The following is a 24209-nucleotide window of genomic DNA, read 5'->3' as shown; positions in this document are numbered from 1 at the left end:
CTGCGTGTCATAGAGCACCCATATGATAAGTAGTATGCCAACTTTTACACGTGAAGAGATCAAGCACTTGGGCGATTTGGCCCGGATTGCTTTGACCGATCAGGAGGCTGACCGCCTCAAGGGCGAACTCAACGTGATCGCCGATTCCATTACCAAGGTCCAGGAGGTGGCCGGCGACGACGTGCCCCCCACTGCCAATCCCATTCCTCTGGAGGCCTACCTGCGTCCTGATGAGGCTGAGGAACCACTGACCCAGGAGGCTGCTCTCTCGGGGGCACCGGTCACCGAGTCGGGCATGTTTGTGGCCCCGCGCATTCTGGGTGAGGAGTGAGACGATGAGCGCACAGGAAGAATTGGTCAAGCAATCCGCCTCCGACATGGCCGCACAGCTGCGGTCGGGGCAGGTCTCCAGCCGCGAGCTGGTCCAGGCTCATCTGGATGTGATCGAAGCCGCCGAGCCCAGCATTGATGCGTTTTTGCAGGTGAGCGCCGATCAGGCCCTGGAACAGGCTGACGCCTTCGACCAGCGTCTGGCCCATGACGGCGCCGAGGGGCTGCCGGAACTGGCCGGCGTTCCTATTGCCATCAAGGACATGATCGTCACCAAGGGCATTCCCACGACGGCCGCATCCAAGATCCTCGAGGGATGGGTGCCGCCTTACGATGCCACCGTCATCAAGAAACTCAAGACCGCAGGGATGCCCATTCTGGGCAAGACCAACCTGGATGAGTTCGCCCAGGGATCCTCCACTGAGCACTCGGCCTTCAAGCCCACACACAACCCCTGGGACACCGAACGGGTCCCGGGCGGCTCGGGCGGCGGCTCGGCCTCGGCTGTCGGCGCCTTTGAGGCCCCTCTGGCTCTGGGCACCGACACCGGCGGGTCCATTCGCCAGCCCGGATCACTGACCGGCACCGTGGGCGTCAAACCTACCTATGGCGGTGTCTCCAGGTTCGGGGCCATCGCCATGGCCTCCTCCCTGGATCAGATTGGTCCGGTCTCCAGGACCGTGCTGGATGCGGCCCTGCTGCAGGAGGTCATCGGTGGCTATGACCGCCGAGACTCCACATCAATTCCCAATCCGGTTCCCCCTCTGGCCCAGGCCGCTCGTCAAGGTCAGAATCGTGATTTGAAGGGCCTCAAGGTGGGGCTGGTCAAGGAGTTGGGCGGCGAGGGCTACCAGCCCGGCGTCGAGGCCCGCTTCAACGAGGCCGTCTCGTTGCTGGAGTCCATGGGCGCCGAGGTGGTCCAGGTCTCCTGCCCGCACTTCCCCTATGCGCTGGCCGCCTACTACATCATCATGCCTTCCGAGGTCTCCTCCAACCTGGCCCGTTACGACGGTATGCGCTACGGACTGCGGGTCATGCCCCCCGAAGGCGTCCCACAGACGGCTGCCAACATGATGGCCGCCACCCGTGAGGCCGGGTTCGGCGACGAGGTCAAGCGCAGGATCATCCTGGGCATCTACGCCTTGTCCGCCGGGTACTACGACGCCTGGTACGGCTCGGCCCAGAAGGTTCGCACCCTGGTCATCCGCGACTTCGAGAAGGCCTTTGAACAGGCCGACGTCCTGGTCTCGCCGACTTCGCCGACCACGGCCTTCCGCTTTGGCGAGAAGATGGACGACCCGCTGGCCATGTACCTGAACGACGTGGCCACCATTCCGGCTAATCTGGCTGGCACTCCGGCCATGTCGATTCCCGCTGGGCTCAGCGACGACGGGCTGCCTGTCGGTTTCCAGTTCTTCGCCCCCCAAATGCGTGATGAGGTCATGTACCGGCCTGCCGCAGCTCTTGAGGCGGCCCTGGAGGAGCAGTGGGGCGGGCCCATCTCCAAGAAGCTGTCCACCCCCTGGCTGGATGGCCTGGCTCAGGGATCGACCAAGTAGGCATCGGAAGGAAACGGAATCACAATGGCTGAAAAACTTATGAAGTACGCCGATGCCGTGGCCAAGTACGACCCGGTGTTCGGCCTGGAGGTCCATGTCGAGCTGTGCACCAACACCAAGCTCTTCTGCCCGGCCCATATCGAGTTCGGCGGCGAACCCAACACCCAGCTGACCCCGGTCTCCCTGGGCCTGCCCGGCAGTCTGCCCGTGGTCAACAAGACCGCCATCGACTATGCGGTCAAACTGGGCCTGGCCCTGCACTGCAAGGTCAACGAGTGGAGCCAGTTCGCCAGGAAGAACTACTTCTACCCGGACATGCCCCGCGACTACCAGATCTCCCAGTATGACAAGCCCCTGAATGGCGAGGGCTACCTGGATGTGGAGCTGGACGACGGCAGCATCTTCCGTGTGCCCATCGAGCGGGCCCATGTGGAGGACGACGCCGGCAAGAACACGCACGTGGGCGGGGCCGATGGCCGCATCGAAGGCGCCGACCACTCCCTGGTGGACTACAACCGTGCCGGTGTCCCCCTGGTCGAGATCGTGACCAAGCCCATTGAGGGTGCCGGAGCGCGTACCCCCGAGGTGGCCGGGGCCTACGTCCGGGCCATCAGAGACATCGTCCGGGCCCTGGGCATCTCCCACGCCCGGATGGAGCAGGGCAACATGCGCGCCGACGTCAACGTCTCCCTGCACGCCGGGCCGGATGCCCCTCTGGGGACCCGGTCGGAGACCAAGAATGTCAACACCTTCAAGGGCATCGAGAAGACCCTGACCTACGAGATCCGCCGTCAGGCCGCCCTGCTGGAGTCCGGTGGGGAGGTGCTGCAGGAGACCCGCCACTGGGACGAGTCCACACAGACCACTGCCGGCGGCCGGGTCAAGACCGATGCCAACGATTACCGCTACTTCCCCGATCCTGACCTGGTCATGGTCCATGTGACCAAGGATCATATCGAAGAGCTCAGGGCCCAGATGCCTGAGATGCCGCGCGAACGCCGCGCCCGTCTCAAGAAGGAGTGGGACTTCACCGACCGGCAGATGCAGGACGCGGTCAACGCCGATGCCGTGGACCTGATCGAGGATACGGTCAAGGCCGGCGCCACGGCTGCCGGAGCCCGCAAGTGGTGGCTGGGCGAGATCTCCCGCGAAGCCAACGCCCGTGGGGTCAGCCTGCAGGAGCTGCCCATTTCGGCTCAGGATGTCGCTGATGTGGAGCAGCTGATCGCTGATGGCAAGCTCAATGACAAGCTGGCCAAGCAGACCGTCTCCGGCGTGTTGGCAGGCGAGGGCAAGCCGGCCGAGGTCGTCAAGAAGCACGGCTACCAGGTGGTCTCGGATGACGGGGCCCTGGATGCAGCCGTCGATCAGGCCCTCAAGGACAACCCGGACATCGTGGCCAAGCTCAAGGGCGGCAATATGAAGCCCATGGGCGCTATTATCGGAGCGGTCATGCGGGCCACCAAGGGTCAGGCCGATGCCAAGGCGGTAAGCAAGATCGTCATGGAGCGCATCGCCAAGTCCTGACCGCGCCCGGTCCGCCGGCCCGGTCCCATCGGGTTCGGACCGGCGGACTGCCTGGCTTCTCATGGTTTTCCCAGGGGCGAGGGATTACAATTGATTGCCATCGCAAGGTGGCGATCATGGAGGTGACGTGATGTCTATGAGCGGCAGGGGCAATGACCGACCGCAAACGCAATCCGAGGGATCCGAAGACGCAGCGAACAGACAGCTGCCCGACCGGATCGAGATTCCCTACATCCGCGGCGAAATGTTGCACCTGCGGCCGGCCGTCATCGCCGATCTGACGGCAATGGACCAGTTGGAGGCCTTCTACAATTCCACCGGCATCACCGGTAAGGGGCCCAGTGCCGAACGAGCCGTGGTCAATGCCTGGGTGCGTCGGTCGGTGGCCTGGTCCAAGGGCCTGGCTGCCCGTGATTCGGGTGTGGGCGATCCCGAGTCCCGCCGCACCCTGGCCTGGGCCATGGTCACTGACGCGGACACCGACCAGGACGGCTCTCCCGATGCTGATGCCACCAAGGGGGTTATCGGCATGATCTTCCTGATCGACGTGGACGGCTGGTCCCGTTCGGCCAGGATCCAGGTGGTCCTGGGCAGACACTTCCGCGGACGCGGCTACTCGCGGGATGCCATGCCCAGAATCATGACCTACGGGTACGCGGCTGCTCCTACAGGGCTGGGCCTGCACCGGATCTGGGTGGCTGTGCCAGAGAAAAACACCCGCTCGATCTCCGTCTATCAGTCCCTGGGATTCATGATCTCGGGCACCTCCCGTGATGCGCTCTGGGACGCCGAGAACGGCAAGTATCAGGATCAGATCGTCATGGACGCCCTGGTCGACGAGTACGATCCCATCCGTTCTTTGAATGCTTTCGGCATGCATGTCATCCGCGAAAACCCCGGTGTGGCTGAAGCCCTTGTTGCACATGGATATGCAGCGGATGAGGATGGTGGTATCAGCGAAACAAAGTCCAAAGAGTCCACCTCGGCATCTCAGGATTCGCAGACGTCAAGCGAACAGATCGGTCTGGCCCCGAAGAGTGGTTCACGTTCAGGAAAATCTGCTGGAGGCCACGCAGGACCCAACGGCAGGAATGACAAAACGGCGGGCCCTGGTCAGACGGACGCCAAGGATGCGGGGAAGAAGTCCGGTTCCGAAGAACCCGTTGCCGAGCGGTCTGGCGAGGAGCATACAGCGTCGGATTGGGCCTACGGGTCGGCTGAGGCCAAGCGATCCAAGCGTGCCTGGTGGCGTACGCTTGGCCATGGCCGTGATCGCGCGAATGGAGGTAGTCGATGAGTGCTGAGGATCTCGACAACTACGAGACCAACGCCGAGCTGGCCTTGTATCGCGAGTATCGGGACGTGATCAAGCTGTTCACCTACGTTGTCGAGACCGAACGGCGGTTCTACCTGGCCAACAAGGTGGACTTCAACGTCCGATCCGCTGGGCAGGACGTCTACTTTGACGTTCGACTGACCGATGCCTGGGTCTGGGATGTCTACCGGTCCAGCCGGTTTGTCAAGAACGTCCGGATCGTCACTTTCAAGGACGTCAATGTGGAGGAAGTGCAGAAGACGGACATCGATATCCCTGACTCGCTGGGCTAAACAGTGCGCAGGGGCGAGCATCATCACGTCTGCACCACGCAATGGCGGGAATTCGTGTGGGAAGTCGCTCGGTAGCATCTGACTGGGGACGAGCCGGGTACAGTGGTGATGATTTCATACGGTTTTCAGGAGGTTGGCATGGAGCGCAAGCAGTCCGTGATCGTCATCGGCGGAGGGCCCGCCGGCTTGACAGCGGCATGGGAACTGGTCAAGGACGGCGGCGACGAGCGCTATGACGTCACTGTGCTGGAGGCCACTGATGCCTTTGGCGGCATCTCCCGCACAGTTCGGCACAACGGCAATCGCATGGACATTGGTGGACACCGGTTCTTCTCCAAGGACGACCGGATCATGGACTGGTGGAAGGAGGTCCTGCCACTGCAAGGCGCGCCCTCCTATGACGACAAAAAACTTGGTCGCCACCATGACCTGGAGCCCGGCGGCCCCGACCCGGAGAAGACCGACCGGGTCATGCTCAAGCGTCATCGTGTCTCCAGGATTTACTGGAACCACCATTTCTTCGACTATCCCATCTCTTTGACGCTCAACACACTCAGGGCCATGGGCTTCAAGCTGACCATGCAGGCCGGATTCAGCTACCTGAAGTCCGTCGTCCACAAGCTGCCTGAGGACAATCTGGAAAACTTCTATATCAACCGCTTCGGTCGCAAGCTCTACTCCATGTTCTTCGAGGGCTACACCGAAAAGCTTTGGGGCCGTCACCCCCGCGAGATCAGCGCCGACTGGGGCGCCCAGCGGGTCAAGGGGCTCAGCATCATGGGCGTGCTCAAGAACGCCTTCCAGAAGCTGCTGCCCAAGAAGCGCGACGCCCATCAGGTCGAGACCAGCCTGATCGAGGAGTTCTGGTACCCCAAGCTGGGTCCGGGGCAGCTCTGGGAGACCGTGGAGCGACGCAATGTGGAGCACGGAGTCCACGTGATCACCGATGCCCGTGTGATCGGACTGACCCAGAGCGACGGCCACATGACCGGTGTGATCTATCGCAATGCTGATGGCAAGGAGGTGACCCTGAAGGCTGACCAGATCATCTCCTCCATGCCCATCAAGGACCTGGTGGAGGCCATCGCCCACGAGGAGCCCTCCACTGACAAGGAGATGGTCAGGGTGGCTCAGGGCCTGCCTTACCGCGACTTCGTGACCGTTGGCCTGTTGGTCCGCCACCTGCGCATCCGCAACACCACCTCCATCAAGACCCTGGGCGACCCGCCCATCGTTCCCGACTGCTGGATCTATGTGCAGGATCCCGGCTACAAGATGGGCCGCATCCAGATTTTCAACAACTGGAGCCCCTACATGGTCAAGAACGTGGACGGCACTGTCTGGATCGGCCTGGAGTACTTCTGCAAGGAGGGTGATGACTTCTGGAACATGAGCGATCAGGAGACGACTGACTTCGCCATCAAGGAGCTGACCCGGATGGGCATCATCAACGGACCTGCCGACGTGCTGGACTCGCACCGGGAGCGGGTGGTCAAGGCCTACCCGGCCTACTTCGACACCTACGCCCAGATGCCCGAGCTGGTCAAATGGCTGGACTCCTTCGGCAACCTCTACTGCGTGGGCCGCAACGGGCAGCATCACTACAACAACCAGGACCACTCCATGGCCACATCCATGGAAGCCGTGGCCAACATCAAATCGGGTCGTACTGACAAGGCCAACGTCTGGAACGTCAACACCGAGAAGTCCTATCACGAGGAGAAGTAGACAGACCTCTGCCTTCGTTTCCCTTCAAGCCTCCGACTGCAGGGTCGGGGGCTTTGTCATTTACGACAGGGCGATGGCTGGTGGCTTCAAGGGCAGGCCGAGAAGCTGCGAGAAGAAGGCCACGCTCTCGCGGACACGCTGGCGGACCACCTCTCTGATTTGCGGGTTTCCGGCGGCTCCTCTGCCGTTGCTGACGATGGACGAGAGCCCGTCGGCCATCAGCCAGGCCACAGTGCGGGTGCCGGCTGTTTGGATCAGCTGGGTCTGCGGCAGGTCGTCCCGATCCAGCCAGCGGTCCAGGGCCTTGGACAAAGGGTCGATGATCTGTCTGACGAAGCCCTCCATCACATTGCTGTTGGTGCTCAGGTAGTTGTACCAGTTGGCTTTATCAGCGAAGATGACGTCCATCTTCCAGATGGCCCTTACCAGATGCGGACAGATGTCGTCCAGCGCCTCTTGAACGCTCAGGTCAGGATTCTGCAGAATGTCGACCACATTGTCCACGTAGGAGGCCAGGTAGGTGCGCACGCAGGCATCTATCAGGTCGTCCTTGGATTTGAAGTAGTAATAGAAAACGCTCATTCCTACGCCCTTGCCGTGGTTCATGGCACGGATTACGTCACGCAGGGATGTGTTTGCAGCGCCTTTCCGGTCGAAGACCCGCATGGCGGTGGTTACGAATTCGCTCCGCCGTTGTTCACGCAGAGATGATCGGTCAGTCATATGCCCAGTCTAGAGGTTTACCTGTGATTTCTGGACACGCAGGTCGGTTCTTGCACCGGTCGTGCACTCGTTGTAGGCTTATGGAAGTTCGACAAGCCGAGTCGGCGTCGAATTTTCATGAGCGGTACCCCCGCACTATTCTCAAGCTATTTGCCTAGCCTAAGTAGGCATAGCGAAGGAAAGGCATTACAACAGTGGCAACAAGCCAAGATATTCATTCCATGAAGCTGCCCGAACTCAAGGAATTGGCCAGGCAGCTGGGGTTGCGCGGTATTTCCGGCATGCGCAAGCCTGTCCTGATCGAGACGATCGAGGCGGCACGCTCGGGCGGCAAGGCCCCTGAGGGAGTAACCGTTGGTAAGCCCAAGGCTGCGGCCGCCGTGGCCAAGGGGGGCCAGGCCACCGATCAGCAGCAGCCGACGAAGCAGGAGACGGACTCCTCCGCGGAAGGAGGACAGGAGACCACGGATACCAAGGGATCGGAGGAATCCAAGGACGATCGTCCTGTCGGAGACCTCTTCGATGTTTTGGGTATTGACGATCATAAGAGCGGTCATAGCGAGCACCGGACCCGCTTCCCCCATACGGTGGCGGACGAGGAGAACGTGGTCATATCCCGTCGCCGTCACCGCAGCACGGATTCATCCCGAGGCTTCCACTCCAACCGTGGCCGGAACGAGCATGAGCATGATGAGGAGCGCGCAGGCTCCGGTTCGGTTCGCAATTTGGACGACATTCTGGCGGCTCTGCCCTCACGGAATGACCGGCCCCGTCGGCGCAGCTACGAGGATCGCGGCGAGGAAGGGCGTGACTACCGTCATAACGGCTATGACCGCCGGAACCGGGGCGATCGCAATGACCGCAACGATCGCAACGACCGACGCAACCGCAACAACCACCGCAGCAGCGGCCGGGATCGTGACTATGAGCCCAGGGAGAACTTCAAGCCCGAGGACCTGGTCCCCGTGGCAGGCATTGTGGATGTGCTGGACTCCTACGCCTTCGTGCGCACTTCCGGCTACCTGCCCGGCCCCAACGACGTCTACATCTCCATGGGCCAGGTCAAGAAGTACGGCCTGCGCAAGGGCGATGCCGTGCACGGCTCCATCCGTCCCCCCCGCGAGGGCGAGCACCGCAATCAGCGGCAGAAGTTCGTTCCTCTGCAGGCCATCGACACCATCAACGGCATGAGTGTGGAGGAGGCTGCAGGACGGCCCCACTTCAACAAGCTGACCCCCCTCTACCCGCAGGAGCGCATGCGGATGGAGACCCAGCCCAAGAACATCACTGGTCGTCTGATCGACATCGTCGCCCCCATTGGCAAGGGTCAGCGCGGTCTGATCGTTTCGCCGCCCAAGGCCGGCAAGACCCTGACCCTGCAGTCCATCGCCAACTCCATCACCGCCAACAACCCCGAGGTGCATCTGATGGTGGTCCTGGTGGATGAGCGGCCCGAGGAGGTCACCGACATGGAGCGCACGGTCCAGGGCGAGGTCATCTCCTCCACCTTCGACCGCCCAGCCAGCGATCACACTACCGTGGCCGAGCTGGCCATCGAACGGGCCAAGCGTCTGGTGGAGCTGGGGCAGGATGTGGTGGTCCTGCTGGATTCCATGACCCGTCTGGCCAGAGCCTACAACATCTCCGCTCCCGCCTCCGGCCGCATCCTCTCCGGCGGCGTGGATGCTCAGGCCCTCTATCCGCCCAAGCGCTTCTTTGGCGCCGCCCGCAACATCGAAAACGGCGGCTCCCTGACCATCATTTCCTCGGCCCTGGTGGAGACCGGGTCCAAGATGGACGAGGTCATTTTCGAGGAGTTCAAGGGCACCGGCAACATGGAGCTGAGGCTGACCAGGGACCTGGCCGACAAGCGCATGTTCCCCGCCATCGACATCAACGCTTCCGGCACCCGGCGCGAAGAGCTGATCACCGCGCCCGAGGAGCTGGCTGTGGTCTACCGGCTGCGTCGCCTCCTGGGCGGCATGGAGACCGAGCAGGCCTACCAGACCCTGGTGCCCAGGCTGAAGAAGACGGCCACCAACCGGGACTTCCTGTCGGCTATCAACCAGTCCATGCTGGCTCAGAAGTGACTCGGGCCTGACGCCTGACATGTTTATTGGGCCTTATCCGCGATTCAGTTCGTGGATAGGGCCCAATGCATAAGCAGTGGCGAAACAAGACAGCTGTTTAGGGCGATGATCTACTCGAAGCCTGTCAGCCCAGGTTTTTTCATAGTGTCGTCCCTGCCCCTGTCATGCTGCCATTTTGTTCTCCCGCCGATGGAATCTGGCAGCCATGGCGGCTCCCATGCCCAGCAGGCCAGCTATGATCAGCAGAATCACGCCAGTGCTGCCGGTCAGGGGCAGGACGGCCAACTGGTCGTAGGTGTAGGGCAGGGTCTGATCCTTTTGATCCACGCCTACCAGGCTCCATTGAATGACGGTATCCACCTGCCCGGGCCTGTAACGAGGAGTGATTGCCAACCAGGTGCCGTTCTGATACTGCGGGGTTCCCTCTGTAGCCAGTCCGGCGAAGGTGACCGTCTTAACCAGGCTTCTGATCACAACAGCCTGTGGAGTCTTGCTGTTCAGGTCCGGTCCGGATTGGTCGTCGCCCAGTTGGCCGGCATCGTCGGCACCCCATCCGTAGGCCAGGCCGTCGGAGCCTAGGGCCAGTGAGCTCGGGTCGCCCGTGCTGACGGCTGTGAAACTGAAATCTGCAGGCGTGTCCTCGGGCTTGGCCAAGGATGTTGGGTCTGAGCCTTCTGCGGCATTGCTCCAGGTCAGGATCTGTCCATCGGAGCCCAGGGCGGAGGATGCTCCGGTGCCGGCGCTGATCTGCGTGATGGCAAACCCCGTCGGCAGTCCGTCGGGAAGGGTCAATAGGGCAGGGGTTTTCTTGTTCTCGCCCTTGACCTGTCCCCAGGTCCAGATGCGTCCTTGGGAATCCAGGGCCAGAGCTTGGTGGTCTCCAGCGCTGATGGCGCTCATTTCGCCAGTTAGTCCTTGAACGGCAGACGGCGTGGGGTTGGCGCCGTCAGCGCTCACTGGTAGGGAGGGATCGCCCAACTGGCCGGAATCATTGGTGCCCCAGGCGTAGACTTGTCCATCCACGGTCATGGCTAGTGAATACCGGCTTCCAGCGCTTATTGCCGTTGTAGTAACCGGGATTCCGGTCACCATGGCAGGGCTGGTTCGCCCGTCTGGCGAGACGGTATCGCCTCCGGCATTATCCAGGCCCAGCTGCCCGTATTGGTTGGCGCCCCAGGACCAGACTCGTCCCTGGGAATCCAGAGCCAAGGCATGTCCACCGCCGGCGCTGATGGACTGGATCTTGGCCGGCAGACCCGGTACCGGATGGGGCCGGCCTTGGGCATTCAGGGTGGAGTCGCCCAGCTGGCCGACATCGTTGTTGCCCCAGGCGTAGGCCTTTCCATCGGAGCCTAGAGCAAGGCCATAGTCCCGGCCCGCGCTGACCTGGGTGAAGACGAAGTTGGCCTCCGCCTTCTCGGGCATATCCACTCGGACCGGCATGGTGCTGGTGCCGCCCTTGGCGATGTTCGCATTGCCCAGCTGGCCGCTGTCGTTCTTGCCCCAGGCGTAGGCCTTCCCGTCGGATCCCAGGGCCAGGGACCAGTGGGAACCGGCACTGACCTGGCTGAAGCGAATGCCTCGCAGGGCTGGCGGTGTCAGGGTGACCTTCGTCCCGCCCATCTCGGTTCCATGGTCCGGGGTCATGGTCCAGTTCTGACTCTCAGGGCTCCAGTGGGCCTTGAGCGTCATGGAACTGGTGACTGGCTTGGAGAAGTCGTAGGCGGTCTTGCCTAGGAACCAGCCATCGAAGCGGAAGCCGGCCTTGGTCGGATCAGCGCTGGGGCGGACTGCCCGCTCTCCCGCTTCCAGACTCTGGCTGGGTGGCGCCGGTGAATCGCTCTCCGACTGGAAGGTTACGGTCACACCGTTCGACAGATAGCGGAAGGGCAGGTGGACCTGGGTCTGTTCTTGGTCGTTCAAAGTCCACGCCAGGGCCACATCCACCAGCCCTGGTGCGTGCGGTGGGGTGGTAGCCGTCCAGGTCCCGTTCTTTTGCGCCTTCATTCCGGTGGTGATATCCGTTGTGTCGAATTTGAGTCCGGTCAGTTTTGCCGGCCAGGGGAAGGCGACCGCGGAGGGCCGGTTATGGGCGCCATCGCCGCTGGTGCCCTGACCCAGCTGACCCATGTCGTCACGTCCCCAGCTGTAGGTCAGGCCGTCGTCGCAGATAGCCAGGTTATACTCCTCGCCAGCGTCGATGCTGATCCAGTGTCGGCCGGCAAGTTTCGGATCCTCCAAGCGTTCCGGAGTGGTCTGAGGGCTGTCTGCTGCAGAGGTCCTGCCGTCGCCCATTTGTCCGTAGCTGTTGTCGCCCCAGGCCCAGATATTGCCGTCGGAATCCAGAGCCATGGCGTGGCTAAGATAGAAATTGCCGCCGCTAGTGATGGCAGTGATTCTGGTCCCCTGCGGGAAGCTGACCTGGACCGGGTCTTTGAATATATCGGTCTTGCTGGGGCTTGATCCGTTGCCGATTTGGCCGGCTTTATTCATACCCCAGGTCCAAACCCTTCCCTGGTCATCCAGGGCCAGAGTGTTTGCGAAGCCGTTTGCAATGGCCACCACATGGACCTTGTCAAGGCCGTAAATCTTGATCGGCTTATCGTTACCAACGACCGCGCCGGCGGATGGGTCCAACTGGTGGTCAAGGTTGCTTCCCCATGACCATACCGTGCCAGCGTCGTCCAGAGCCGTGGAGTAGTTCAGTCCGGTCTGTAGGGCGACGATTTTGTGTTTCTTGTCGAATCCCTGGATGAGGCTGGGCTTGTAGTCGCATGTGTCGTCGCAATCGTGGTGGCCGGTCTCTCCTTCGCTGCAGGAGCCCCAGCCATAGACGTTGCCATCTGATCCTAAGGCCAGGGTGTGGTTGTAATTACCGTTGACGGCCTTGTAGGTGAATCCGGCCGGCGCCCCTTCAGGCAGCATCACCTTGACCAGATATTCTGAGTAGTCATGCATGCCGCTGTCGGGCACATTGGGGTTGCCCAAGGTCTTCAGATAGTTGTATCCCCAGGACCAGAGGGTGCCATGGTTGTCCAGGGCCATGCTGAAGAACTGACCAGCGTTGACGCTGACGAACCGAAAATCCTTGTCATTGCGGGCCTCTTCGGGCCTAGGCACCCTTATGGGTGTCGACCTGTTGACAATAGTGCCATCGCCCAGCTGACCGGCACGATTAAAGCCCCAGGCGTAGACGTTGCCATCCGATCCCAAAGCCAGTGAGAACCGGATGCCTGCACTGACCTGGCTGAAACGGACACCGGAGGGCGGGGGCGGGGTAAGAGTCACTCCGGTGCCTCCTGATTCTGGTCCCTCTTGCGGTTGCATGGTCCAGGTCTGGTCGGCCCGGGCCCACTTGGCTTTCAGGGTCAGGTTCGCGTGTACAGGAGCGGAGAAGTCATAGGCTACCTTGCCTGCGAACCATCCTTCGAGAACGAATCCTCGGCGGGTGGGTTCAGGACTGGGGCGAGCAACCTGGGCGCCATCAGCCACAGTCGTGGTTGTCGGAGTTGCAGACTGCATGTTGTAGTCGAAAGTGACTGTGTGGCTGGTGGCATTCGATGGGGAAGAGGCGGTTGAGGTCGGCTCCGGGGAACCTGCTGTGTCGGGCGATGATGAGGACGGCGAGGTAGGCGATGTGCTGGCGGCAGGCGCTGATTGTTCTGTTGCCGTCGCATGAGTGCCGTTGGACAGGGTGGGCATGCCCGACGGTGATGATGACGGACCGGGGGAAACCGAAGGAATCTGTCCGGGAGTATTGGTTCCAGTACCAATTGCTCCATTTCCCTGAGTTGCGACTGCGGTCTCATTGGCTTCCGGCGCTGCTTGACCGAATTGCAGGCCGAGCATGCTGCAGGTGACCAAAATACAGCATAGGCTGACAAGCACTGTGACGCGACGACTACGTACCATCTTCATGTGAAGGCATCCTCCCCCATGCGTCCGGCACTTGCATAGGCAGGTGTAGGCGAACGAGACTCTCCCCAAGAGTCAATAATCCCATCCAATACAATAACACCACTGGCAAGGTGGAGAGGAGCCCGGCATAGTCGCCTAGGGCGCTTGATTAGACTGGTATTTTATGAGCGATGCAAAGACGGAAACAGTGATCGATGACCAGGCGCAGAGCGGGGGTCCACAATCCCAGGCCGCCCGCCAGGTGGAGGAGCTGCGTGCCGATGTGGACACCATCGATGCCGCCGTTGTAGCCATGCTGGCCGAACGGTTCCGGGTGACCCGCCGCATCGGGCTGCTCAAGGCCCAGGCAGGATTCGCCTCGGCGGATATGCATCGGGAGAGCGCACAAATAGCGGTCCTGCGAGGCAGGGCTGAAGATTACGGGCTGGATCCTGATCTAGCTGAGGCCTATCTGCATCTGGTGGCCGATGCCGCAAAGCGCGACCATAAACAGTTGGCCAGCCAGGTCAACTCACGCTGAGCAAATCCGTCATATTGTCATGCCGACGGCACGGGTTAACTCCTGTGCCATCGGCCATGAGGTATCAGTGAGTGCTGGCTAGAGTCTGATGGGCTGTTTCCAGGTAATGTTGCCTCGCCGCCAGGACCGTCACCGTCACGAAAAGCCCTACAAGCAGAATGACGAGCAGACCCTGGCTGCCGGTCAGGGGCAGAATATCCCTGTAGGTAAAGGGCAGGCTCTCAGTCTGAGAGCTGCCTTGGCCCACATCCCAGGTGATATTGACTGTTGTTTGGCCTGCCTTGAAGGCTGGGGTATAGAAGGTCCAGGTATTCCATGATCCCCATGTGTCTGCCGTGCCGCTCCGGGTCAGTTCAAGAACTGCAGCAGTATGTGGATCCGTGCCGACGGTGACTGAGCTGATGGTCAATTGCGGCGGGCAGACCAAAGTTGCTGCTTTGACGGAAGTGCTGTCCAAATTGGTGCCTAGCTGTCTGCCGCTGTTGTCGCCCCAACCGTAGGCCATGCCGTCGGAATCGATGGCCAGGACTTGGCGCTCGCCTGCACTGATCTGTATGGTGCTACCGTCCTTACTCACCAAGACGGGGGATGCGCTGATGGATCCTGAGATGGAGACATTGCCTAGGGCGTTTTGTCCGTTGTTTCCCCAGGTATAGATTCGCCCTTTGTCGTCGATTCCCGCGCAGAACCATCCACCGGCGCTGATCTCGGTGGGTTTGAATCCATCGCTGCCTCCGTCAGGATCAGCCACCAGGGTCGGTATTGCGGCATCATTGGTGTCTCCGGTGCCCAGTCGCCCATCGGTATTCGCACCCCAGGCGTAGGCTTTGCCGTCTCTGCCAATGGCCAGGGAGTGCGAGCCTCCTGCGCTGACCTGAGTGGCGAAGAATCCTGTCGATCCGTCCTCGTATTGCACGGGTGACGATACCGACACAGGAGTGGCCTGTGAGGATTTGGCATTGTTGCCCAGTCTGCCGCTGTCGCCGTATCCCCAGGCGTAAGTTTGTCCGCTTATGCCGATGATTAGAGAGTGCTGGTATCCCGCACTGACCTGTCTGGCCTGGAACCCAGGACTGGTGGCGCTTGCGTTGACAGCTACAGGAGCAGGCGCGTTCCCGGTTGTGTTGCCATCGCCCACTTGTCCGCCGTTGCTTCTATCTCCCCAGGCGTAGACCTGATGATCCTTGCCGATGGCCAGGGAATGATAGCCTCCTGCACTTACCTGGGTGTAGGCGAAGTCGGTACCTGCGTCGGATGGCTTCTTCACTTGGACGGGCGTCTTGCTGCTGTCCTTGCTGCCGTTGCCGAGCTGCCCCCTGCCGTTGTCTCCCCAGGCGTAGGCATTGCCGTCACTGCCGAGGGCCAACGAAAATCCATATCCAGCACTTACCTGGATGTAGGCGAAGTCGGTACCTGCGTCGGATGGCTTCTTCACTTGGACGGGCGTCTTGCTGCTGTCCTTGCTGCCGTTGCCGAGCTGTCCCGTGCTGTTGTTTCCCCAGGCGTAGGCGTTGCCGTCGCTGCCGACGGCCAGGGTATGGTTTTTGCCTGTACTGACCTGGGCGAAGCGGATGCCGCGCTGCGAGGGCGGAGTGACGGTGACCTGGTATCCGCCAGTGGATGGACTGACGGTTGGGTCGACGGTCATTTGAGTCGACAGTGTCCAGTGCGCGACCAGGGTCAACGGGTCCGTGACCGGCTTGCCGAAGTCGTAGGCAACATTTGAACTGCCGTCAGCCGCTTTGACGAACCATCCGTCGAACAGGAAGCCCGTCTTGGCCACGGTCTGTCGGGGTACCAATTCGCCTTCCTCGATGTCTTTGCTTGTCCATGCAGCTCCAGTACCTCCCTCAGGGTCAAGCGTTATGCGTTTCTTGGTCCGATCGAAGGTGTAGTCGAACTGCTGTGTCTGCCTTGAGTCCCCGGTATCGTCGGCAATAGTCCATGTGATGGTGAAACTGGAGGGGCCGTACGGGTACGCGGGTGTGACGAAGGTCCAATCCCGGTTTGCATCCCAGGTGTCTTTACCTGTCTGGGTCAGGTTTGTGGCTGGCTTGGTGCTGCTGGCCATGGTGCCGAAGATGACCTTAATCAGGGTGATCTGCGGCGACTGTGTAGTGCCAGGCACTGAGGTCGCTCCGGTTCGGCCGAGCTGGTTGTAGTAGCTGTATCCCCAGGTGTAGAGCAATCCGTCAGACCCAATGGCCGTCTGGTGATGGCTGGAGGTGGATACCGCGCGAGCCCCTACCGACTGGGCCAGGGTGATGGTTTTCGGATTGGTCTGCCATGCCGTATTGTCGTTCACGCCATTGCCCAGCTGGCCGTAGCCCTCCTTGCCCCAGGTATAGATCCTTCCGCTGTCGTTTATGGCTTCGGATCCATCGTCGCCCGCGCTGATGGAGGTGATGTTGACAGGCTCGTCTCCAAAGCTAATCGCGGTGGATCCTCTCCTACTGACATTGGTATCTGTGGTGGAGCCGATGGCGGTGCCGGAACCCCATCCATAGAGGTCATGATCCGTATCCAGCGCCAGCACATGCTGGTAGCCCGCGCTGATGGCTATATAGAACCGAGTATCAGGCTGTCCGGTGTCTAGGTCTTGGACACGTGTCGGTGTCGGACTGTCATTAGGAGCGCCGTTGCCAAGCTGCCCCTTGTCGTTCTGGCCCCAAGTCCAAGCGTGGCCTTGACTGTCCAGGGCCGTGCCCGAGGTAAATCCTGCGCTGATGGCTGTTATGTTGGACAACGCCGTGACCTTGGTAGGGGTGGAATGGCTGTCATAGTTGCCGATGCCGAGCTGTCCCTTGCCGTTGTCGCCCCAGGTGTAGACCGTACCGTCCGAGGCCAGGGCCATGGCATATGCCCGTCCCGCGCTGATGGCGGTGATTTTGGCATCGCCTGTCTGTGCTTGTACTGGTTCGTTGGAATTATCGGTAGTGCCGTTGCCGAGCTGTCCCTTGCCGTTGCTGCCCCAGGTGTAGACCGTGCCGTCCGAGGCCAGGGCCATGGAATAAGCATCCCCGGCGCTGACGGCTATGAAGATTTTTCCTTTTATGGCATCATTTTCGGTGATCCGCACAGGTGTCGTCGCCGTGCCTGAGTTTTTGCTGTTCCCCAGTCCGCCGCTGGCCTGATTTCCCCAGGCGTAGACGTGTCCGTCAGAACCCACAGCCAGAGTGTGGTAGCGCCCGGCGCTGGCCTGGGCAAATCTCACTGCTCTGGGCTTGGGGGGAGTCAGGGTGATTTTGGAGCCCCCGGTGTCGTCGCCATGGAGGGCATCCGAGGTCTTCCATTTCATGTCTGACGAAGACCAATGCGCTTTCAGATTCAGTGGCCCGGTGACCGGACTGCTGAAGTCGTAGGCCACATTGGAGCTGCCGTCCGCCTCCTTGATGAACCAGCCGTCGAACAGGAAACCTGCCTTGGTGACGGTGGGGCGCGAAGCCTGCTTGCCTGCGGTGACGAACTGGTCCGAGGCTGATGAGCCTCCGTCCGAATCAAAAGTGATCTTCTGGGCAGTGGGTGTGAATGTATAGTTGCCGATGCTTTGCCCCTGCTGTGCGGCGCCGCCAATGGACCATTGACCGTCGTTGATCCTGATCTTGGTGGTTCCGTAAGTGTGGTGCGGGGTAGTGACCGTCCATGGGGTATTTGAACTCCAGGTGTCGTCGCCTGCTGAAGTTCGGCTAATCGGGCTGTTGGTGTCGGTCTTGGCTACATCCGTCCTGCCGAAGGTCACCTTGGCCAGATCTATCTGAGGCGGGCCGACCGCTGCAGGCGTGGTCTGCGAACCGCTTTGAAGTCCCTTGCTGCCTTGTCCCAGCTTGCCGTTTTTCGCTTCGCCCCAGCTGTAGGGGAGCCCGTCCGAGCCGATGGCCAGACTGTGCCGGCAGACATCGAATGCGGCGACTGTGATGCCTGTCAGGCTCACCTTGGTCATATCTGAATCTGATCTGGGTTTTGTGGTTCCGTCGCCCAGCTGGCCGCTGGAATTGCTGCCGAACATGTACAGGCTGCCTGCAGAGTCGACTATCGCAGAGGAGTAGTCCCCGGCGCTGACTGAAACAGGCGTCGCCGCTCCCGTGGGCAGACTTAACAGGCTGGGATAGAAGGAGTGGACGCTGTCGGCATTGGGGTCATCTCCTTTGGTCAGGGGATAACCCCAGTAGTACACCTTGCCTGTATTGCTCAGTGCCAGGACGTGCAGGTACCCTGCATCGATGTCGGTATAGACAGTGCTGTCTGGGTTGCCGGTCGAGTCGCCGTAAATGCGCGATGGAGTGTAGACGTTGGAACCACTGCTGGTGCCGTCCATGGTGCCGATGCTGAGCTGGCCGCCCTGGTTGCGTCCCCAGGCGTAGGCATGTCCTTGGCTGTCCAGCGCCGTTTGAAAATCGTATCCGGCACTGATGGTGGTGAAGGTGACGCCGGATGAAGAGACTGCTGCTGGTGAAGAGTTGACGTTGATGCCCGTGCGCCCGTTGCCGAGCTGGCCGTATTGATTGTCTCCCCATGTGTAGATCGTCCCGCTTGAGGACAGGGCCATGGCATGCCAGTATCCGGCGCTGATGGCGGTGATGGTGGCATTAAGATTCACCTTTACCGGTACTGAAGAATTCGTGGTGGACCCGTTGCCGAGTTCGCCGCGACTGTTGTCGCCCCAGGTGTAGACGGTGCCGTCCGAGGCTAGGGCCATGGAGAATGTGGTTCCCGCGCTGACGGATATGAAGGTCTTTCCCTTGATGGCCTCGTTTTCGGTAATCCGCACTGGGGTGTTTTTGTTGATTGTGCTGTTGTCGCCAAGCTCGCCCTTGATGTTGTCGCCCCAGGCGTAGACGTGGCCGTCCGAACCTACGGCCAGGGTGTGGTCGTGGCCGGCGCTGACCTGAGCGAATCTCACCCCTCTGGGCTTAGGGGGAGTCAAGGTGATTGCAGAGCCGCCGGTGTCGTCGCCGCTGACGTCGGTTGTCGTCCACTGCCTATCATTGACCGATGACCAATGGGCCGTAAGCGACTGCGTGCTGGTGACCGGCTTGCCGAAATCATAAGCGACGTTGGAACCTTTGAGGAACCATCCGTCAAACAGGTAGCCTGATTTGTTGACAGCAGGTGGGGATGCCAGATGACCTGAGGCTACTGTCTGGCTCAGGGCAGGCGAGCCGGATACCAGCGAGCCCCCGTCGGGCTCGAAGGTGAGGGTATATGAGGATGAATCCCTGGTCTGGGGTGACTTGTCTCTCGGTGAGCTGTCCCTGAACGATCTGTCCGCCCTTTTGCTGTTGAACAGTTGGATGGACTTGAACGGTGAAGGATTGTTGCTGGCCAGCGGTGATGGTGAGGCGGTCGGAGCAACGGCTCCAACCTGTGCTTCGCTTCCTGTCCGAAGCAATGGACTTGCGCTACTGTCCGGACTGGGCGAGGGCGATTCTGTGGCAGATGCAGGTGCCATGTCGCCGGTGGTTGCGTATGCGCCTGTTGATGCTCCGATCAGTGCCAATCCGATCATGGCTGTCAGCGTCACCAGTCTGCGGATGCCATGAGCATTCCCCATTCGATTCTTCCTCCCCAAGCGTGCCGATTCCCCAGGTCGTAGCCCCTAAATCTGCGTCGATGCACACTAAAATAAAGTCCCTCTATGACTTTTACTATAGCATTACACTCTTCGTACAGTTCATAGTGACCTGATCAGGCTCTTGCTGGGCAAATTGATTGCAAGAGGCATGCTTCAGTTACGGAGAAGTATGGAAGCTGCACTTTTGCATGAGCGACGATGGCTCGACTGACATTGTAGGATTGCCGTTGTCACCAGTGACACGGAAGGAAAACCGGGGCGGTGCCTATGGCCGAACCGTCCCGGTTGTATTGGGAATTGTAGAGCCTACTTACGAGGCTTCTTGGCCGGGGGTTCGCCCAGCTGGCTGGCGGTCACTCGGATACCCGCTTCATCCTCGCCGGCTCCTTTGGCCTCGGGCTGGGTGGTCTCCTCGACCAGATTCAGATCTCCTGTGACCTTGCCCGCTTCGGCTATGTCGTCCAGGGCGGCCTTGACGGCTCCCAGGCCCTCCGGCGCCACGCTCAAGGAGGCGGAGAGGATAGGGGTCTTCATGGAGACCTTGGCTTCGGACTTGATTCGCCGCAGGGAGGCCAAGGCCGTACCTGCCCATGCCAGAAGAGCCGGATCCTGGCCCTGGGCAGCTGCCCGGTATGATTCTGGGCGTGGCCAGGATGCCCGGTGAACCGATCCATCCCCCTGGTGCATCCATTGCCAAGCCTCCTCGGTGGCGAAGGGCAGGAAGGGAGCCAGGAGACGATCCAGAGCATCCAGGACCAGTCCTAGGGTCGTGCGGGCGCTCAGCACCTGGGCCTCGTCAGGGGTTCTGCCGGTGGCATCCGCAGTTCCGTAGGCCCGGTTCTTGGCCAGCTCGATGTAGTTGTCGCAGAAGTCCCAGAAGAAGGATTCGGTCACCTCCAGGGCCTTGGAGTGCTCGTATGATTCCAGAGCTTTGGTGGCTTGATCGATCACCTGGGCAAGGCCGGCCAGGACCGCGCGATCCAGGGGAGCCGTCACGTCAGCAGGGTTCCAGGTGGCCTCCGCTGACCGGGTGACCTTATGGTTCTCATCCTCCCGACCGATGGCCAGGGCGAACTTGACGGCGTTGAGGAGTTTGACGGCCAGACGGCGGCCTATCTTCATCTGTCCCTCATCGTAGGTGGCGTCCAGACCCAGCCGGGCGCAGGATGCCCAGTAGCGCACGGCATCAGCGCCATACTTCTTGATGGGCTCGTCCGGCACCACAACATTGCCCTTGGACTTGCTCATCTTTTTGTGGTCCGGATCCAGGATCCACCCCGACAGGGTGGTATCACTCCAAGGCAGGCAGCCGTTCTCCAAATGGGCACGGTCCATGGAGCTGAAGAGCCAGGTGCGGATGATGTCCTGGCCCTGGGGGCGCAGATCCATGGGGAAGGTGGCCTTGAAGAGGGCCTGGTCCTGTTCGCCCGGTTCGGCCCAGTGGGTCACGATCTGGGGGGTCAGGGAGCTGGTGGCCCAGGTGTCCATGATGTCCTTCTCGGCTGTGAAGCCGCCGGGCTGGTCGCGCTGGGATTCCTCGAAGCCCTCGGGCACATCGCTGCTGGGGTCGATGGGGAGCCTGTCCTCGGCCGGGGTGATGGGACGGGCGTAGTCGGTCTCGCCGTTCTCCTTGACCGGGTACCAGAGAGGGAAGGGGACACCGAAGAAGCGCTGGCGGGAAATCAGCCAGTCGCCGTTCAGGCCCTCGACCCAGTTGTTGTAGCGCACCCGCATGAAGTCCGGGTGGAAGTTGAGTTCCTTGCCGCGCTCCAGCAGCTCCTTGTTGAGTTTCTGGTCGGTGCCGCCATTGCGCAGGTACCACTGACGGGAAGTGACGATCTCCAGGGGCTTGTCGCCCTTCTCGTAGAAATTGGTCATGCGCTTGGTGGGCTTGGGCTCGCCGTCCAGGTCGCCGGACTCGCGCAGGGCGTCCACGATGATCTTGCGGGCTGAGAAGGTGGTCTTGCCCTCGGTCTGCTCAAAGATGCGTCGTCCGCCTTCATCGGTGATCCAATCCGGCACGTCCATGACGATTCGTCCGTTGCGCTGGATGATGGACCTGGTGGGCAGGTTCAGGTCCCGCCACCACTGCACGTCGGTCACGTCGCCAAAGGTGCAGCACATGGCGATGCCGGCTCCCTTGTCCATCTCTGCGGCGGGATGGGCCAGGATGGGCACCTCGACCTTGAACAGGGGGGAGTAGACCTTCTGCCCGAAATACTTCTGGTAGCGCTTGTCGTCCGGGTGGGCGATCAGAGCGCCGCAGGCCGCCAGCAGCTCAGGCCTGGTGGTCTCGATGTATATTGGCGTGCCGTCAGCGAACCGGAAGGCCACCCTGTGGTAGAAGCCGTCGTACTCGCGCGACTCCAGCTCGGCCTGGGCCACGGCGGTCTGGAAGGTCACGTCCCAGAGTCCCGGGGCCTCCTTCTGGTATGCCTCGCCCCGGGCCAGATTCCGAAGGAAAGCCTTCTGCGCCACCCGTCGGGGATGCTCGCCGATGGTGTGGTAGGTCTGCGACCAGTCCACCGACAGGCCCAGCGACCGCCAGAGCTGCTCGAAGAGCTTCTCGTCCTCGGCGGTCAGTTCCTCGCACAGTTCGATGAAGTTCTGACGGGAGACGGGCACCTGATCCTTGGCGCTGATCTTCTTGCCCTTGGTCCCATGGAAGGGGGGCTTGAAGTCCGGATCGTATTTGAGCGAGGTGTCTACACGGACCCCGTAGTAGTTCTGGACCCGCCGCTCGGTGGGCAGGCCGTTGTCGTCCCAGCCCATGGGGTAGAAGACGTCGTAGCCCTGCATCCGCTTGAACCGGGCGATCACGTCGGTATGGGTGTATGAGAAGACGTGCCCCACATGCAAATGCCCGGAGACCGTGGGCGGCGGGGTGTCGATGGAGTAGACGCGGGAGCGCTCGCGGGTGTTGCGGAAGCGGTAGACGCCGGACTCGTCCCAGTCGCGGCACCACTTTTCCTCCAGGCCATCCACGCCCACCCTGTCGGGCAGGGGGGTCAGATGGGCATTGACGATTCCTTGGTGTTCAGCAGACATACCAGCATTTTATGGACGAACAGTGACAAGGGGCGCCGGCCTTTTCACCCCTGGATGCGCAGGTTCCACAGGGGCAGGTAGCGGTCCAACAGAGAGCTGGGCATGCCCTGGAGGCGGGGGGCGGTGAGGACCAGGGGCGTGCGCTGATACAGCCAGTCGCTGGGGGAGAGGTCGCTGACCTGTCGGGCAAAGGCCTTCAGTCGCTCGGCATAGGTGTTTTGGTCGGTGCAGTCGGTCACCTGCTTCCAGGAGTTCTGGACATCGACGTTGTCGAAGAGCATGGTGGAGTCGGGGTCGGCGAAGCGGTCGATTTCATCGTTGTCCATGACCATCAGGGCCATGTCGTAGTCGCGGCGGTTGAGCACCTGGTCACGGAAGGTAGGCTGATCCACCATGGAGACCTGGGTGGGGATGCCTGCTGCCTTGAGCTGTGTGCGCATCAGCTCGCCCACCTGGCTGCCGAATTCGCGGGGATAGACCAGACGCAGACCGTTCTTAAAGAAGGAAGGGCGGTAGTAGGAGGACCGATGAATCGCCTGAGCACGGTCGAAGGGGAAGGCCTGTAGGTCAGGATCGTAGCCGGGGCTCAGCTGGTTGAGCGGTCCGCCCAGTGCCTTGGCTCCGCCTCCCTCCAGTTTGGCAACGGCTTCCCGGTCCAGGGCGTAGCGGACGGCCTCGCGCATATGCTGGTCGGACAGCGGGCTGGTTGCTATGTTGTTGAAGGCCAGGACCACATTGTCTGTGCTGGGCGTGGCGGTCGGTTTCTTGTGGGCCTGTGCGGCGGTGGCAGGATCCAGGTCCACTACAGCGTCCAGGCGCCCCTGGTCCAGATCCTTGATGGTTTCTTGCGGGCTGCCGGTATAGGTGAATATCACCTTGCCGATGGCGGCCTTATCCGGGCCTCGGTAGGATTTGTTGGCAGTCAGGGTCAGGCTGGTGCCCGGCTGCCAGTCATCCACCTGGTAGGGGCCTGAGCCGGCTGATCGAGTGGAATAGTTGACCCGGGCCTGGCGGTCGTAGACTATGCCTGCCCGACCGCTCAGGGCGGTCAGCAGTCTGGCGTTCGGGCTCTTCAGGCCGATTACCAGTGTGGCATCATCGGGGTTGGTGACCCTGGCCAGTCCGTCCAAGTCCCGATGGCCCTGGTACTGGTGGTCGATGATCTGGTGCAGGGACCAGAGGGCATCCTCCGAGGTCAGGCGGCGTCCATCGGCGAAGCGGGCGTCATTGCGTAGATGAAAGGTGTAGAGCAGGCCGTTTGCGGAGACCTCCCAGTTCTGGGCCAGGCCGGGCGTCGGCCGACCCTTGGCGTCGGGCCTGGTCAGGGTCTGGTAGACGTTGCCCATCAGGGCCTGGTCGGTGGCGCGTCCTGGTTCGGTGCGGATGTCCAGGGAGACGGGGGCCTGGCGTGCACGGATGCGCACGATTCGGCCTGAACCCTCCTGGGCCCAGGGCAGCCGCCAGCCTCCTTGGCCTGTCACCAGCGGCCAGGCCATGTAGGTGCCCGCGGTCAGGACCGCCAGTACCAGGAAAAAGATGATTCCGGATCTGATTTGTTTGTGTCTGCCGCGTGCCATGGTTTTGAT

The 24209-nt window shown here is 61.3% G+C and carries 14 protein-coding genes and 1 pseudogene; 9 read left to right on the top strand and 6 right to left on the bottom strand.

Annotated features, from left to right (window positions below; all coding sequences use genetic code 11):
• The first annotated feature begins 34 nt into the window (after window positions 1-34).
• The 6 genes from gatC to GKC41_RS03070 all read left to right on the top strand — a co-directional run bounded on the left by gatC (window position 35) and on the right by GKC41_RS03070 (window position 6752).
• Window positions 35-331 carry an Asp-tRNA(Asn)/Glu-tRNA(Gln) amidotransferase subunit GatC gene (gene gatC / locus GKC41_RS03095; protein ID WP_015022515.1) on the top strand — a complete coding sequence of 99 codons (297 nt, stop codon included), beginning with the start codon at window positions 35-37 and terminating at the stop codon, window positions 329-331.
• A 4-nt stretch (window positions 332-335) separates the two neighbouring features.
• A complete protein-coding gene (gatA, locus tag GKC41_RS03090; protein ID WP_154312872.1) occupies window positions 336-1889 on the top strand; it encodes an Asp-tRNA(Asn)/Glu-tRNA(Gln) amidotransferase subunit GatA in 1554 nt (517 codons plus the stop codon).
• Window positions 1890-1913: 24 nt separating this feature from the next.
• Window positions 1914-3416, top strand: a complete 1503-nt coding sequence (gatB, locus tag GKC41_RS03085; protein WP_154312871.1) for an Asp-tRNA(Asn)/Glu-tRNA(Gln) amidotransferase subunit GatB — start codon at window positions 1914-1916, stop codon at window positions 3414-3416.
• Between the two features lie 244 nt (window positions 3417-3660).
• Window positions 3661-4713, top strand: coding sequence for a GNAT family N-acetyltransferase (locus tag GKC41_RS03080; protein ID WP_229281607.1), 1053 nt, complete (start codon window positions 3661-3663; stop codon window positions 4711-4713).
• On the top strand, window positions 4710-5024 hold the full coding sequence (locus GKC41_RS03075; protein ID WP_015022511.1) for a DUF2469 domain-containing protein: 315 nt from the start codon (window positions 4710-4712) through the stop codon (window positions 5022-5024). The genes GKC41_RS03080 and GKC41_RS03075 overlap by 4 nt, the downstream gene beginning before the upstream one ends.
• A gap of 138 nt (window positions 5025-5162) precedes the next feature.
• On the top strand, window positions 5163-6752 hold the full coding sequence (locus tag GKC41_RS03070) for an NAD(P)/FAD-dependent oxidoreductase (RefSeq protein WP_154312870.1): 1590 nt from the start codon (window positions 5163-5165) through the stop codon (window positions 6750-6752).
• Window positions 6753-6812: 60 nt separating this feature from the next.
• Here GKC41_RS03070 and GKC41_RS03065 read toward each other — a convergent pair whose 3' ends face one another.
• Entirely contained in the window at window positions 6813-7475 is a 663-nt protein-coding gene (locus GKC41_RS03065) for a TetR/AcrR family transcriptional regulator (RefSeq protein WP_154312869.1), read from the bottom strand.
• A 221-nt stretch (window positions 7476-7696) separates the two neighbouring features.
• Between GKC41_RS03065 and rho the strand changes: the two genes are divergently transcribed.
• Entirely contained in the window at window positions 7697-9565 is a 1869-nt protein-coding gene (gene rho, locus GKC41_RS03060; RefSeq protein WP_154313082.1) for a transcription termination factor Rho, read from the top strand.
• Window positions 9566-9727: 162 nt separating this feature from the next.
• Here rho and GKC41_RS09095 read toward each other — a convergent pair whose 3' ends face one another.
• The gene (locus GKC41_RS09095; protein WP_418904384.1) at window positions 9728-12490 is read right to left on the bottom strand and encodes an InlB B-repeat-containing protein; all 2763 of its coding nucleotides are present in this window, start codon (window positions 12488-12490) and stop codon (window positions 9728-9730) included.
• Between the two features lie 84 nt (window positions 12491-12574).
• Window positions 12575-13099 (bottom strand): annotated as a pseudogene (locus GKC41_RS09090) (InlB B-repeat-containing protein); the annotation flags it as partial.
• Between the two features lie 16 nt (window positions 13100-13115).
• Here GKC41_RS09090 and GKC41_RS08995 point away from each other — a divergent pair.
• Together GKC41_RS08995 and GKC41_RS03050 are read left to right on the top strand one after the other, a co-directional pair.
• A complete protein-coding gene (locus GKC41_RS08995) occupies window positions 13116-13244 on the top strand; it encodes a hypothetical protein (protein WP_324612034.1) in 129 nt (42 codons plus the stop codon).
• A gap of 402 nt (window positions 13245-13646) precedes the next feature.
• A complete protein-coding gene (locus GKC41_RS03050) occupies window positions 13647-14003 on the top strand; it encodes a chorismate mutase (protein ID WP_154312867.1) in 357 nt (118 codons plus the stop codon).
• Window positions 14004-14067: 64 nt separating this feature from the next.
• On the opposite strand, the gene GKC41_RS03045 is transcribed toward GKC41_RS03050, so the two are convergent.
• The 3 genes from GKC41_RS03045 to GKC41_RS03035 form a co-directional block, all read right to left on the bottom strand.
• Window positions 14068-19554, bottom strand: a complete 5487-nt coding sequence (locus GKC41_RS03045; RefSeq protein WP_154312866.1) for an InlB B-repeat-containing protein — start codon at window positions 19552-19554, stop codon at window positions 14068-14070.
• Between the two features lie 327 nt (window positions 19555-19881).
• Complete coding sequence (gene valS, locus GKC41_RS03040; RefSeq protein WP_154312865.1) at window positions 19882-22623, bottom strand: valine--tRNA ligase; 2742 nt, start codon at window positions 22621-22623, stop codon at window positions 19882-19884.
• A 44-nt stretch (window positions 22624-22667) separates the two neighbouring features.
• A complete protein-coding gene (locus GKC41_RS03035) occupies window positions 22668-24200 on the bottom strand; it encodes an ABC transporter substrate-binding protein (RefSeq protein ID WP_154312864.1) in 1533 nt (510 codons plus the stop codon).
• Between the last annotated feature and the right edge of the window lie 9 nt (window positions 24201-24209).

The sequence above is a fragment of the Bifidobacterium asteroides genome (genome assembly GCF_009683175.1).
In the GTDB taxonomy this organism is placed as follows: Bacteria; Actinomycetota; Actinomycetes; order Actinomycetales; family Bifidobacteriaceae; genus Bombiscardovia; species Bombiscardovia asteroides_H.
This window is presented reverse-complemented; position numbering and strand designations above follow the sequence as displayed.